The following is a 14,543-nucleotide window of genomic DNA, read 5'->3' as shown; positions in this document are numbered from 1 at the left end:
GACACGAACCGGACGCAAACCTCGTAACAGGTGATCGGTCCGGTCTTTCAGGCGGTCGATATGTGCCGTTGCCAATCGTATTGTGAACCGGATCTTCAGCGTTCTCAAACGAGGAAAGCCTTATGAAGTGCGCGACAGGGAGGGGAAACAGCATCACCCTCTGTGAAGCAAAAGCCATCATTCTGGAGCGCTATACTGTCGGAGAAAACATCAGAGCAGGACGTCGTTCCAATCGGATCGAAAAGAACTCCTGAAACCGGAAAAATTGCTTGCGCTCTCGGTACAAGACCACATCTCCATCGACCGGAAGTTTCGGCTGATCCGAAAATGGAAGACGACGGACGCCGCCGCCAGTGACGGCGCACGATTAAGAGAGGGCTTGCTTGATAAAACCAATACAGCCTCAACGGTCTGGGCAGACACAGCCTACCGCTCAAAAGCCAATGAGGACTTCATGGAAAAGCAGGGCTTTGTCTCCAAGGTTCACAGGAAAAAGCCTCATCTCAAACCCATGCCCCGCCATATCCAGAGATCCAACGCAGGGAGGTCGGTGATCAGATCTCGCGTCGAGCATGTCTTTGCCGATCAGAAATCACAGACGGGACTGTTCATCCGAACTGTCGGCATCACCCGGGCCACCATGAGGATCGGACTGGCCAATATCGTTTATAATATGCGCCGCTTCCTCTTCCTCGAGAGGTTGAATGCGGGCGCGTAGCCGCCCTGGTGGCGATACTCCCCGGTCTGCTCAAATCGCAGAGCGAAAATCAGGATAAGGAACCTGAAATCACGCACAAGAGCACTCACTCAAAGGTTTTTCGAACCCTCCAAATTCGCTAGAAAACGAAATTCGGCCGTCTACTGATTTAAGTTAAACTCGTTTAAAGCCGCTGGGAGATTATGGTTTTCGTGGCCGGAACGGCAAAGTTTCACAAGAGTAAAGCGTTGTAGCGGCGTTAAGGATGCCCATTTTTGCGTGGGCAGAGGAGAGAGTTCTTTCGCTATAATCTGCTCTTGAAGGCATAATGGGACCGATTGCTCATCCTGCCATTCGACAGATTGGGGTCGATCCAGAAAAACAGGCTCTTCATTGGCGCGCGCACGAATCAAGTCCTTCAGAAATTGGCGGTAACGCTGTCTGTCGACCTCTGAAGCGGTTGAGAGGTAACAGAGTTCGTAGCGATTCTCATAGTTGAAACGGCTCCACTGACGGAGACTGAGTTTTATTCCACATTCATCGAGTTTCATCCGTACACTCATTGGAATACAGCGTAGTGTATCGGCAAAGTCGCGCTCAAATCCAAATATCTGTAAATCTGTGCTCATGATTTTATCTCTGGAAGATTTGTGTTGCTCAGGCGACGGATGCTGGAGTGAGCCAGCCTAATTCGTGAAGCCGCTTCATATTGGTAGAAGTTAACCAACGCTGTGCCTGCATGGCCTGAATCATCCAGTTGATTGAAAAATCGACGTCTAAGACTGAAAAATTGAATTGCATGGCGTTGGGATTGTTCTGGTCAGGCATGATCTGTTTTGTGGCTTCTGGGGGGAGGGCCAGGCCGTCATTCGTAGTAGAGTTCGAAAGTTGACGAACGATCTCTGGAAAATTGCAGGGATTCATACAAAAGCAACTCGCTTCGTCCATGGCGGCTTGCAAAGCTTGCGAGAGCGCAGGTGAACTCTCACCCCATCGTTGAGTAGTCACGAGAGTTTTCTCCAAATGACCGGCATGAATATCGGCGGACCCGGCTACAATGGAACCGAGACCACGCAGGTCCGCTTGGGTTCCCCATGGTGGCCCAGCACAAAAGCCGTCGATTTCCTCGTCGGCCAGAGCATCGATCATGCGGTCAGGTGGCATGATGACTATTTCCACGTCCTGTTCTGGATTGGCGCGAACGCGTTTGAGGAAGTCCATCAGAATGAGGAAGTGGGTCGAGTATAGATGCACAACGGCCAGTTTTGGGCGGCGGCTTAGGCCTGTACGCCAGATTTCAAAGTTTTGGTGTCTCGTTATGTCATCCGTATCAAGAGAGGAGGGGATGTGCTGTCTACGAAGAACAATTGTATTACCGCCGCGGCTGACCGGAATGCCTGGTCCGAGATTAATCTCTCGGCCGCGATGACCCAGAGCCGTCATGATTGCCAGAGGCGGAAAAATCACAGCCGCGTCCAGCCCGTTCCAGACGAGACCATCCGCAATATTGGCCCAGGATGGCGATACGATAAGTTCTGCATCCAGCCCATGTTTCTCAAATATCCCCAGATTACGGGCGATAATCAGAGGGGCGCTATCTGCCAGCCTTAGCAAGCCTATTCTGATGGCGGAACTCATGATGCATCATCCTTAGTCTGAACCCGGAGGTAATCGGCGGCAACATCCGCCATTTTGCGGGCCTGCTGCATGGCGCGGCGTCTGAGCCAACGGTAGGCTTCAGCCTCACCGCAGCGTTCGTTGCGCATGAAGATTTTCTTCGCTGTATCGACAGTTTCCCGATCCGAAAGAACCTGCCGAGCAGCTTTCAGTTCAGCCGTTGTTTCCTGAAAACGGCGATACAAGGCTATGGCGGATCGAAGCAAGGGTTTGACGTTCCGAGGGGGTGCATCCATTACGTTGTAAGAGCAGACACCTGCTGCAAAAGCATCTTCCATGAGAGCTTCATCATCTTCGTCCACAAACAGGGCGATTGGGCGTTCAAGACCCGAAGAAGACAACGCGCGGACGCTATCCAGCCCATCACGATCAGCACGGCAGATGTCCACGAGTACAATGTCAGGAACGTGAGTTCTGACGGCTGAAATCAAACTTTCGTACCCCTCAAGTCGGATAACCTCCAGTGAAGGGTCCGCTTTCAAAATCTCTGACAAGGCCCCGGCACGTTGGGAGTTTTCGTCTGCGAGAAGAATTTTCATTGTCATGGAACTGTATCAGTACACATCACGGACATAGCGGCCATTCCGGGTGAGGTGGCTGACATAGTCATCAGCCTGCTCCGAAGACATGTTGCCGTGACGCGCCACGATGCGACGCAAGGCACTGTCGACGTCCCGAGCCATACGGGCGGCATCTCCACAGACGTAGAAATATGCCCCTTCACAGAGCCAGTTCCAAAACTCTTCCCCGTTTTCTTCCATTCGGTCCTGCACATAAATACGCTGACCTTGGTCACGGGAGAAGGCCGTGTGCAAATGCGTCAGGCAGCCTTGCGCCATGAAGCCTTCCAGTTCCTCGCGATAGTAGAACGCGCTTTCTGCATGGCGCTCTCCGAAGAAAAGCCAGTTTCGGCCAGGACTGCTACAGGCGGCACGCTCTTGGAGAAAGGCGCGGAAGGGGGCAATTCCTGTGCCCGGCCCCACCATGATGACAGGTTTTGCATCGTCTTCCGGTAGGCGGAATTGGGACGTTGCCTGCAGGAAAACCGGGACCTCGGACCCGTCGTGTAAATTTGCCAGCCAGTTTGAGCATAGACCCGGGTATGGCTCATTATTGATGCCTACAGTGATGTGGACGCTGCCAGGGCAGGCTTTCAGGGACGACGCAATTGAATAAAGGCGCGGTTGCATCCGGCGGAAAAGGGTGGGGATCTCCTGGGCCTGCACGTCGAGCCTGGTAGTCGCTACCAACTCCGGCAGGTAGCCGGCAGACTGTGCTCCCAGTTTTTCCAGAAGTGCAGGCGAGGGCCGGGACAGATCGAAATGTCTGGTCAGGGCGTCTTCCAGAGAGACGATCCCATGGCCCCGAACGGAAACGGTTGTATCGGGAGACAGCTTCAGAGCGTTCAGAACTGTCTCAACAGTCGATCTGGCATTGCAGGGCCAGATCCCCAGTGCATCTCCTGGTTCATAGTGCAATCCTGTCCCTGAGAGATCCAGAACGATCTGTCGGGTTTCCTTGTCGCTCTTACTTCCTGTCAGACAGTGATTATGACGGACACGTGCAATCGCTGGGCTGGCCCGTGTAATGACTGGTGCGTCCGGTAGTGGAACGTCTGGTACGGAATCTGCTTTTGTGCCGAGTGCCGCCAGAAACCTATGCTGCCACGCTTCAACGGTTTCTTCGTAATCGGGCTCACAATCCTGTCGTGGCATAAGCGGGGTTGCGCCGAGCGCGATCAGGCGGTCATCAAGAGCCCGACCAAACCCGCAGAAACTGGCGTATGAAGAATCCCCAAGAGCTATCATGGCGTAACGGATATCTTCGCGCAGTTCCTGGGTATTGCGAAGCTCATCCCAGAAAGCACTGGCGCTATCAGGGGCATCTCCGTCGCCGAAGGTGGAAACGACGAAGAGGACCGTTCCGCAAAGATCGGCGGGTTTGCTGGTATCCAGACTCATGGCATCGACACCGTAGCCGCTTTCTTTCAGCCAGACAGCGAGTTCTTCAGCCAGACCTTCTGCCCGACCTGTCTGGGACGCCCACCGAAGAAGAAGCCTTGGTTGGGTACCGGTCGGACTTTCCGAAACAGCAGGATTCTTCGACACAGGGCTGCGGGCATACAGACCAGCCAGAAGGCCATTAATTCTGGCTTTCTGCTCTGTCGGCAAAGGAGCCGTCGGGGGAACAAAGGGAAGCTCGTTTTCCGGCGGCGCAAGCTTCAGGCCCTCCATGAAGCCTGTTAGCCAATGACGATTTTCTACGGACAGAACCAGCGGTTCTGAAGGAACGAGGCCGAGATGCTGTGTCAGATGGTCGAGAGGCATGATAGCAGCGTTCTCCTCTGCCGGCGCAGAAACAGGTTCGATGCGCGTGAGGGACACCGCGCAGTGTTTGATTCCCGGCTGAAGCGAGACAGGATCTGTGAAATCGGCCGTGACGGCATTGATTGTCAGATTTTCGCCAAAGCGGTCGTTCCAGTGAAAGGGCGCAAAGCATGTTCCCGGCGCAACACGGTCAGTCGGGCGCGTCGGAAGGATTGCGGTGCCTCGGCGCGACCGAAGCTCGATAGGATCGTCCTTGCGCAGGCCCAGCCGTTCGGCATCTGCGAGCGCGATTTCCACAAAGGGCCCGGAGTTAAGCCTGTTGAGTCCATCGACCCGGCCGGTTTTGGTGAGCGTGTGCCATTGATGCTGGACACGGCCAGTGTTGAGCAGGAAAGGGAAGTCCTCATCCGGCTGCTCTTCGAAGGGGAGATAAGGCCGGGCATGAAAAGCCGCTTTTCCGTCGTTAGTGGCGAAAACAGGCGGTTTATTCGGGTCAGGCCGGTAGCGGATCGGATGACGGGGCAGGGCGTCTCCCGTCTGGCTGGGCCACTGAACGGGACCGGATTTCAGACGGTGATGGCTGACTCCTGAAATATCGTAGCCTGTCTTTGGGTTGGCGAAACGACTGGCCTCCGCAAAGACTTCGGCGGCAGAAGAGAAGGTGAAGGCTCCCTCAAAGCCCATCTCACAGGCAACGCGTGCAATGATGTCCCAGTCAGCCATGGCATCACCGGGCGGGGAGACAGCCTGCTGGGCCAGCGTCATGGTGCGGTCTGAGTTCACCAGAACGCCGTCTCCTTCGGCCCATAATGCACCCGGCAGAAGAATATCCGCATAAGCCGCCGTTTCCGTATCGGCGTAGGCATCCTGAACAATGACCAGATCAGCGGCTTCAAGAGCCGCGGTAACGTTGGCGCGACGGGGAACAGTCACGACAGGGTTGGTGCAGATGATCCAGCAGGCACGGATTTCACCGCGGGTCATGGCCTCGAACATTGCTATCGCGCCATTGCCGCCCGCCTTGCGAATGGTTCCTGCGGGGAGCTTCCATTGCTGCTCTACAAAGGCGCGGTCATCATCGACCAATGCCGAGCGCTGCCCGGGGAGGCCGGAGCCCATATAGCCCATTTCCCGGCCACCCATGGCGTTGGGCTGTCCTGTGAGGGAAAATGGTCCTGCACCAGGGCGGCAGATGGCGCCAGTCGCAAGATGAAGGTTGCAGATCGCGTTGGTATTCCAGGCCCCTGACGTGCTCTGGTTCAGTCCCATGGTCCACAGCGTCAGCCACGCGTTGGCTTCCGCAATCCATCTGGCGGCTGTTTCGATATCCTCTTGCGACAAGCCGGTAATCTGGGCAACGCGTTCGGGAGAATAGTCTGCCAGAAAGGCCGGCATGTCGCTCCAACCGTTCGTGGCACCAGCGATAAAGTCCGGATCTATTGCATCGTCCCGAAGCAGAATGTGAAGAATGCCGTTCAACAGGGCGAGATCGGTGCCGGGACGGATCTGAAGAAACAGGTCAGCCTTGTCGGCTGTAGCAGTCCGTCGTGGATCAACGACGATGAGTTTTGCGCTCTGACGTTTACGGTCCATCAGGCGCAGGAACAGGATCGGGTGGCAGTCGGCCATATTGGCGCCGATCACGAAGAACAGGTCCGTGCAGTCGAAGTCCTCGTAGCTTCCCGGAGGGGCATCTGCGCCCAGGGAGAGTTTATAGCCAGCACCTGCCGCCGCCATGCACAGGCGGGAGTTGGACTCGATATGCTGGGTTCTCAGGTATCCCTTGACGAGTTTGTTCGCCAGATACTGCGCTTCCAGAGACATCTGGCCGGAGACGTAAAGGGAGATTGCATCCGGCCCATGTTCTTCCAGAATCTGTTTCAGGCGACGGGCTGTTTCCCTGATGGCTGCGTCCATTCTGGTAGGAACGGGCAGGGACGTCCTGTCTGGCCGGATCTGCGCGATATCCAGCCGTGCGGACGACGAAACAGGTTTGTCGCAGGAGCTTCCTTTGGTGCACAGGCGACCACCATTCGTCGGGTGCTCGGTATCTCCGCGCACCTTGACGATCTGATGGTTCTCAACCTCTAGCACGATGCCGCAGCCGACACCGCAATAGGGGCAGACAGAACGGATGTCTTCCCGTGTCATGGACAGTTAAGCAGACAGGCGTTCTGCGATGGTCTCCATAACCCTGGCGCGGATTTCAACCTTGCCTTCGGGGGTCAGACGCCCCTCCCAGGTCCGCAGGGATTTGCTGGAATCTTCAAGACAGATCCCGTTTTCCAGATTGAAATGCTGCTTGTAAAGCGGGGAGGCGACAACGAGCTGCCCTCGCAGATCCCCCATAATGCCGCGTCCGATGATATTGGCTTTCGAGAACGGGTCATGGTTGTCCACGGCAAAAACACGGGCTGTCGTTGTTTCCGTTTCCGGCAGGTAAAACAGGGCAATCTGTGCACCTTCATACCAGGCAACCACCCCTGATTTCGGTACCAGATCGCTGGTGTTGCAGAGGGCTGTCCACTCCACAGGGCCGGACTCTTCAGGAACGGCTGCCTGATTTGGGGCTGGTTTGACCTGATCGCGCTCAGGAACAAGCTGAACATTTGGATCCGGACGGCTGTCATTGACGAAGGTGCGGAAGCGTTTGAGCTTCTCGCCGTCCGTCAGAGCGTCTTTCCATTCGCAGTGGTATGTTTCGACCACGTGTTGCATCTGGCGTTCCAGCTCTTCGGCAATGCCAAGACTGTCCTTGATGATGACGTCCTTGAGGTAATCGAGACCACCCTCTAGTCCTTCACGCCAGACAGACGTTCGCTGGAGCTTGTCTGCGGTACGGATGTAGAACATCAGAAACCGGTCGATGTATTTCACGAGCGTTTCTGAATCGAGATCAGTTGCGAAAAGCTCTGCATGGCGAGGACGCATCCCACCATTGCCACAGACATACAGGTTCCAGCCATTTTCCGTGGCGATGATACCCACATCCTTGCTCTGTGCCTCGGCGCATTCCCGGGTACAGCCGGACACGGCGAATTTGAGCTTGTGTGGAGAGCGCAGCCCCTTGTAGCGGTTCTCCAGATCCAACGCCTTACCGACGCTGTCCTGCACGCCATAACGGCACCATGTGCTGCCAACACAGGATTTTACCGTCCGGGTAGACTTTCCGTAGGCATGGCCTGTCTCAAATCCTGCTTCGAGAAGCTCCCCCCAGATTTCGGGAAGCTGGTGCAGTTGCGCTCCAAACAGATCGACACGTTGGCCACCGGTGATCTTTGTGTAAAGGCCATATTTCTTTGCAACCTGGCCGAGGACAATCAGTCTGTCCGGGGTAATTTCGCCACCAGCAATGCGAGGAACTACCGAGTAGGTGCCGTTCTTCTGCATATTGGCCATGAACGTGTCGTTCGTGTCCTGCAAAGGAATATAGAGAGGATCGGTGATGGGTTTGTTCCACGCTGAGGCCAGGATCGAGCCAACGGTTGGCTTACAGATATCGCAGCCAAGTCCCCCGTTACCATGACGCGCCATCAGCTCTTCAAAGCTTCGGAGTCCATGGACACGAACCAGGGAGTAGAGCTCCTGACGCGTATGGGAAAAATGCTCGCAGAGGCTGTGATCGACCTCAATGCCTCTGGCCGCAAGTTCCGTTTCGAACACGCTCTTGAGCAGGGCTGCGCAGCCACCGCAGCCTGTACTAGCTTTTGTGCCTTGTTTGAGCGCAGCAAGGTCAGCGCATCCCGCGTCGATAGCGTTACAGATTGAGCCTTTTGTGACGTTGTGGCAGGAGCAGATCATGGCCGTATCGGGCAGGGCGTCCGCACCCAGGAGTTCTGCTCCTTCACCACGCGGCAGGATCAGTGCGGCCGGGTCAGCCGGTGGTTTGATGCCGTTCTGAACATACTGGAAGATCGTGTCGTAATAGGAGTTGTCCCCGACGAGGATCGCCCCTGTTACGCGCTGGCCATCTGCGGATAGAACAAGGCGCCTATAGGAACCGTCTGCTTCTCCAATGAAGCGGTAGCTCGTCGCACCGGGCTCACGTCCATGCGCATCGCCGATCGAACCGACATCCACGCCCTGAAGCTTGAGCTTGGTAGACATGTCCGCCCCCGTGAAGGCCGCATCATCTCCGGCCAGCAGGGAGGCAACTGTGCGTGCCATGGTGTATCCCGGCCCAACCAAACCAAAGACCTGATCCTGCCAGAGGGCGCATTCGCCTATGGCAAAAATGTCCGGATCGGACGTTCGGCACTGATTGTCGATAACAATGCCACCACGCGCGCCCACACCTAACCCGCAAGCTCTTCCAAGCTGGTCTGTAGGGCGGATGCCTGCGGAAAAGATCACCATATCGGTTTCGAATGACGGACTGTCTGCGAATATCAGGCGATGACGGTATTGGTCTCCTGCAACGATTTCCTTTGTCGCATGTGATGTTCTCACATCGATACCCAGCGCCTCGATGCGGCTACGGAGCGCGCGGCCACCGTCTTCATCGAGCTGGGCTGACATCAGATGTGTTCCAAGCTGAACGACACTGACCTCCAGCCCCAGAAGTTTCAGGGCATGAGCGGCTTCCAGACCCAACAGGCCTCCACCAATGACAGTCCCATGCCGAACACCCTGAGCCGCGGCACGGATGACGTCCAGATCTTCAAGGGTGCGGTAGACCAGCCCCGCAGTGCCGGTATTGCCTGGGACTGATGGAACGAAAGGTGTAGAGCCTGTCGCTAGTATCAGGGTGCTGTAGGGCAGAAGACCATCTTCACTTTCCACTGTCCTGGCGTCACGGTCGACCCGCATGACTGGAACACCCAGATGCATGGTGATGCCGTGAGCCGAGTGAAAATCTTCCTCATGCAGACGCAGGGCCAGCGCATCCTGACCCGTCATATATTCCGTCAGATGAACGCGGTCATAGGCATGGTGGCGCTCAGAGCCAAAGACATGGATCTGATGCGTTTCATGCAGTCCGTGCATGACGAGCTGCTCGGCGCAGTAATGTCCAACCATTCCATTGCCGATGATGATGATGTTTTCTTTCATGGTCATCCGTCCGTTCTGTGGGGCAGTCATGGTCAGAACTTGAATTCGAGGGTCTGCATGTAGAATGCGTCGCTCTTTGCGCCTGCTGCGCGCATGCTCCGGGATGTGATGAAGCCAGCAATGTCGTGCGTCCAGGTCCAGTGTGGGGCAAAGTTCCAGGCAAGCTGCGTCTGGGGAGTGACCCCGATAAAGCCGCCGGATAACCCATTGCGCCAGGAATAGATCTTGCCTGTGCCATACACCGCATCCTGTGTACTTTCCCGCCAGAAGAAAGGTACATGCAGCTTGAAGTGAAGGTTTTTCCGCAGGGCGAATGTTGCCAGCGGCCCCACACCAATCAAATTCTGGGACGTCACGGATAACGTGACGTCATTATAATACGGCAGGGGGAAATAAGGGGACGCAAATGTTCCGACTGACCCATCTTTGCTCTTGTAGGAGCCGCCGGAGAACAGATCGGCCTGAAGGCCAGCGTTCGGCTTTGTCGGAAGATCGGGGCGGTTATACAGCAGGGATGCATTGACGGCATAAGCCCGTACGGCTCGGGTTGGCTGGGTTTCCTGTGCTGGCCGAAACTGGCCTCCCTGAAACACACCGCTCAGGCTCGTTGAGAAAGGGCCGACATTTCCCCATAGTCGCATGCCGACATTGTCCCGACGGCTGGAACCGGCCTCTGTACCCGTTGTCGTGGGGATAGATGCTGTGGAGCCACTGTAGAGATAGCCGATGTAAAAGACGTCTGCGAAAAGCTGGCTCTTCTTTCCCATGGCTCTGAACGCAGGAAGCGCCGTGGACGTCATAGCGCCGTACATCCGGGCACTGTAGTTCGTGCCGTCCCCGAAAACAGCGTCAGGTAATTTATTGGTCTGCATGAAATCAAACAGATCCACCCGGAAGCGTTTCCAGATGGCATAGCCACGGAAACCATCCCAGGTTTGCTGGGCATTGGTCAGGTCTCCGGCAGACTGCATGAAGACTGGCGTATCAAGAAATACTTGGCGACCGCCAATAACACCTGCCTTGGCGCCCAGAATATTACCCTTGATTTCCAGAATGCCCTGCTGCAGATCCAGTCGCTCTCTTTGAACGCCTGTCTGATAACCATACGTATTAGAGCCCCCTGCAATGCCATACAGAAACTCGGCATAGGCGCGGACATGCTCCCCCAGGTGGAGATCCGCACCATACAGATTGCGAAGAAGAATACGGTTGGCGTTGGTTTTGCCTGCCGTTCCCATCAGGGGTTGATTTTCATAGATGTAACGGAAGCGTTCCTCCGCGTTCAGAGACAGCCAGATACTTCCGCTCTCATTCAGGCGAATGTATTTCAGGCGATTGAACCAGTCATTTCTGCGCTGTTCTGGCGGCGTGTTAACAATATCGCTCCAGTCTTCCGCCCAACGAACCTGACCAAAGCCGGCCATTGACCCGAAACCGGAAGCGGCTCCGTTCCCCGCATTGAAAACGCCCCAGTCCGGGGAGTGGAGAGGCCGGGTCTGCTGAGAATAAACCGTCTGGCTGACTACTTTTACTTTTGATGTTCCGGCCGGGTGAATTCTCGTGCTGGAGCGAGGGCTATCGTCAGCTTTCAAAGAACTGGAGAATGCCAGCGCTCCCAAAGCGAGACCTGCCAGAACTGGGGCATAGGGATGGGGAGCAAAAATGGAGAGGCCAGCCATCATGCTTTCTCCATCCAGCGACGATGACACAGACCAGCGGAGATGCAGGCAATCAGGCAAATCCCGGCAAAGGCAAGAAATCCAGGCCCGTAGGAATTGACAATCTGCCGTGCTTCGCCGAGTGACAGGGCCAGATAAAACCCGCCAACACCGCCAGCCATTCCAACCAAGCCTGTCAGAATGCCGACCTGACGTGGGAAACGGGTTGGCACAAGCTGGAAGACGGCTCCATTTCCCAGGCCGAGTGTCAGCATCCCGAAGAAGAATGCCGGGAAAGCGAGATAGATCGTCGGAAGCCCGAGAGAGATGATGCCAAAGCAGAACGCTGCGATTGCATACAGAACGGTCAAAGCCTTTGTACCCCCCACGCGATCGGCAAAGAATCCGCCAACCGGCCGCACAAAAGAGCCGACGAAAACGACAAACGCCGTGCATGCACCGGCAACCGCGGGTGAAAGGCTGTATTGGTCATTGAAATAGATGGTTAGGAACGACGCAAGACCAACGAACCCGCCAAAGGTCACGCTGTAAAAAAACATCAGCAACCAGCTATCGACTGACCCCAGAACGGGCCCCCATGCACGCAGGCCGGGGGATGGTGGTCGATTGGCAGGTTCTTTGGCCAGAACAAGAAAAAGCAGCAGAACACAGATGAGCGGAAGCGTCGCAAGCCCTATGACATTTCGCCATCCGACCAGAACCGCAAGTCCAGGCGCAAAGAGGGAAGCCAGAGCAGTCCCTGAGTTGCCTGCGCCAGCAATACCGAGCGCGGTGCCCTGATAGTGTGGGGGATACCAGACAGAGGCGAGGGGGAGAGCAATTGCGAAAGACGCGCCTGCAACACCAAGAATACCCGCCAGCCCAAACATCTGGGCGTAGGTATGCGGCGCAAGGTACCAGGTTAAGGCAAGGCCTATAATGACTGTAAGCTGTGCGGCAATCGCAACACGGCGAGGGCCGAACATGTCTACAAGTCCACCTGCCAGCACGCGAAACCCGGCCCCAGCCAGGACTGGAGTAGCAACAAGCAGGCCTTTCTGCCCGGCATTCAGATGCAGGTCATGCGCAATGGCAATGCCGAGAGGGCCCAGCAACACCCAGATCATGAATGAGACGTCGAAATACAGAAAAGCGGCCAGCAGGGTTGGTGCGTGCCCGGCTTTCAGGAAGCCCCTATCCACAATACGTTTCCAGATGAAGCATCGAATAAAGCTAAAGCTGCTTCATCGCCCCCTCCGGGGCCAGTGGACCGCCATTGATCCACCCCATGTGTCTCTGTCCTGACCGGACAAACCCGTCTCTCTGCCGACACTGACAGAGAATCATCATACTAAGACACATTTTACTATCACGGAATGGTCCGATTTCGGAATAGAAAATTATTTAATCGGGATGAGTACAAACATTACAATCGCTACTGACTGTGGGTTTCGTTGCAGACTAAAAGTGTCGAATAAACGGACGTGGAGGGTTCGAAAAACCCTCTGGTTTTGAGCCTCTCTCTGTGATTCCATTTCTCCTGCATTGATTGGGGATGATGGCAGATGAAGCAGCCGGGTTTCTTTGATGTTGAAGAGCGGCTTGCCCGGTTGAGCGGGCTCGGTGATCAGCTCGAAGCATTCTCCCGGATTGTGGATTTTGAAGTGTTCCGCCCTGATCTGGAGCAGGCATTGGCCTATTCAGATGGGAGTAAAGGCGGGCGACCGCCATTTGATCCGGTGCTGATGTTCAAGATCCTGGTCATCCAGACGCTGAACAATCTGGAGGGATCGAAGAACCGTTGATTGATGTGCTTGGCCAGTAATTTCTGGGTTTTGGCGATTTGATTGACGGTTTTCGGGAGAGCTTTTGATCTGCGTTTTGAGCAGATCAGGGGCTGCCCCCCGCTGGATTGCTATGCTGCGGTACTGATCCGCTCCAGGAAGAGGAAGCGGCGCATATTGTAGACGATATTGGCCAGACCGATCCTCATGGTGGCCCGGGTGATACCGACAGTTCGGATGAATAGACCCATTTGCGATTTCTGATCGGCAAAGACATGCTCGACACGGGATCGGATCACCGACTTCCCGGCGTTGGACCGCTGCATATGCCGGGGCATGGGTTTGAGATGAGGCTTCTTCCTGTGAACCTTGGAGACAAAGCCCTGCTTTTCCATGAAGTCCTCATTGGCTTTTGAACGATAGGCTGTGTCAGCCCATACCGTTGAGGCCGTATTGGTTGTATCCAGCAGCCCCTCTCTCAATCGCGCGCCGTCACTGGCGGCGGCATCTGTCGTCTTCCATTTGCGGATCAGCCGAAATTTCCGATCGATGGAGATGTGCGATTTATAGCCAAAGAACGGGATAGCGAGATCCGTTGCGGGGATTGTTCCGTCATCCTGCCGTTTTGCCTTCGTGAACTTCAGTGTCCAGCGCGCATGACGATCCTTGTGCGACAGCTTTGCGGGTTTGTCCTGCCAGTCTTCGGGGATACGTCCTGCCCGGAGATCGGCTTTCTCGACGTTCGTATTGCGTTGCTTTGGAGCAGCCACCAGTGTGGCATCCAGGATCTGGCCTGACATCGGCAGATAACCAGCGCTGCGCAGGGTTGTATCAAAGCGATTGAACAGACCCTCGATCGCTCCCGCCTGGGTCAGACGCTCGCGAAACAGCCAGACCGTTTTGGCATCAGGCACACGGTCCGACAGCCCCAAGCCAAGGAAACGCATGAAGGATAGGCGGTCGTTGATGAGATATTCTGTCCGCTCATCAGACAGATTGTTGAGCGTCTGGATCACCAGAATTTTGAACATCAGCACCGGATCAAATGGCGGTCGTCCGCCTTTACTCCCGTCTGAATAGGCCAGAGCCTTCCCCAGGTCAGGGCGGAACACTTCAAAATCCACAGTCCGGGAAAACGCTTCGAGCTGATCACCAAGCCCGCTCAGCCGGGCAAGCCTCTCTTCAACGTCAAAAAATCCCGCCTGTTTCATGATCCATTCCCCAATCAACTCGGGGGAAATGGAATCACAAAGGCACCCTCAAAACCACAGGGTTTTTCGAACCCTCCAACTAACTGGTCAAACGGCGTCAAAATGTGACTTTTTTAATTTTAGGCCCACTCGTCATG

9 protein-coding genes and 2 pseudogenes are annotated in these 14,543 nt (G+C 55.5%); 3 read left to right on the top strand and 8 right to left on the bottom strand.

All coding sequences use genetic code 11. The features are described from left to right. The first annotated feature begins 122 nt into the window (after nucleotides 1-122). Nucleotides 123-254, top strand: a complete 132-nt coding sequence (locus AC3B6F_RS12220) for a hypothetical protein (protein ID WP_489824565.1) — start codon at nucleotides 123-125, stop codon at nucleotides 252-254. Nucleotides 255-283: 29 nt separating this feature from the next. Beyond that, nucleotides 284-718, top strand: a pseudogene (locus AC3B6F_RS12215) (transposase); the annotation flags it as partial. Between the two features lie 140 nt (nucleotides 719-858). Here AC3B6F_RS12215 and AC3B6F_RS12210 read toward each other — a convergent pair. The 7 genes from AC3B6F_RS12210 to AC3B6F_RS12180 are packed head-to-tail and all read right to left on the bottom strand — an operon-like array spanning nucleotide 859 to nucleotide 12,613. After that, nucleotides 859-1,326, bottom strand: coding sequence for a nitrate reductase associated protein (locus AC3B6F_RS12210; RefSeq protein WP_489824564.1), 468 nt, complete (start codon nucleotides 1,324-1,326; stop codon nucleotides 859-861). 28 nt (nucleotides 1,327-1,354) lie between these two features. Beyond that, a complete protein-coding gene (locus AC3B6F_RS12205) occupies nucleotides 1,355-2,335 on the bottom strand; it encodes an ABC transporter substrate-binding protein (protein ID WP_489824563.1) in 981 nt (326 codons plus the stop codon). Next, complete coding sequence (locus AC3B6F_RS12200; RefSeq protein ID WP_489824585.1) at nucleotides 2,332-2,913, bottom strand: ANTAR domain-containing response regulator; 582 nt, start codon at nucleotides 2,911-2,913, stop codon at nucleotides 2,332-2,334. Before AC3B6F_RS12200 ends, AC3B6F_RS12205 begins: the two co-directional genes overlap by 4 nt. A gap of 15 nt (nucleotides 2,914-2,928) precedes the next feature. After that, complete coding sequence (locus AC3B6F_RS12195; protein ID WP_489824561.1) at nucleotides 2,929-6,852, bottom strand: bifunctional nitrate reductase/sulfite reductase flavoprotein subunit alpha; 3,924 nt, start codon at nucleotides 6,850-6,852, stop codon at nucleotides 2,929-2,931. 6 nt (nucleotides 6,853-6,858) lie between these two features. Beyond that, a complete protein-coding gene (gene nirB, locus AC3B6F_RS12190) occupies nucleotides 6,859-9,759 on the bottom strand; it encodes a nitrite reductase large subunit NirB (protein ID WP_489824584.1) in 2,901 nt (966 codons plus the stop codon). A 26-nt stretch (nucleotides 9,760-9,785) separates the two neighbouring features. Continuing rightward, on the bottom strand, nucleotides 9,786-11,432 hold the full coding sequence (locus AC3B6F_RS12185) for an alginate export family protein (RefSeq protein ID WP_489824583.1): 1,647 nt from the start codon (nucleotides 11,430-11,432) through the stop codon (nucleotides 9,786-9,788). Beyond that, entirely contained in the window at nucleotides 11,432-12,613 is a 1,182-nt protein-coding gene (locus tag AC3B6F_RS12180; RefSeq protein WP_489824560.1) for a nitrate/nitrite transporter, read from the bottom strand. The genes AC3B6F_RS12185 and AC3B6F_RS12180 overlap by 1 nt, the downstream gene beginning before the upstream one ends. A 363-nt stretch (nucleotides 12,614-12,976) precedes the next feature. Between AC3B6F_RS12180 and AC3B6F_RS12175 the strand changes: the two are divergent. Continuing rightward, a pseudogene (locus AC3B6F_RS12175) lies at nucleotides 12,977-13,207 on the top strand (transposase); the annotation flags it as partial. Nucleotides 13,208-13,326: 119 nt separating this feature from the next. Here the strand turns inward: AC3B6F_RS12175 and AC3B6F_RS12170 are convergent. Then, nucleotides 13,327-14,409 (bottom strand): IS5 family transposase, encoded by a 1,083-nt coding sequence (locus AC3B6F_RS12170; protein WP_489824582.1) that lies wholly within the window; start codon nucleotides 14,407-14,409, stop codon nucleotides 13,327-13,329. Nucleotides 14,410-14,543 lie beyond the last annotated feature (134 nt).

This window comes from Gluconobacter sp. ESL1110 (genome assembly GCF_058107395.1).
Note: the sequence above shows the minus strand (reverse complement) of the source record. Positions and strands in the feature narration are given on the sequence as shown.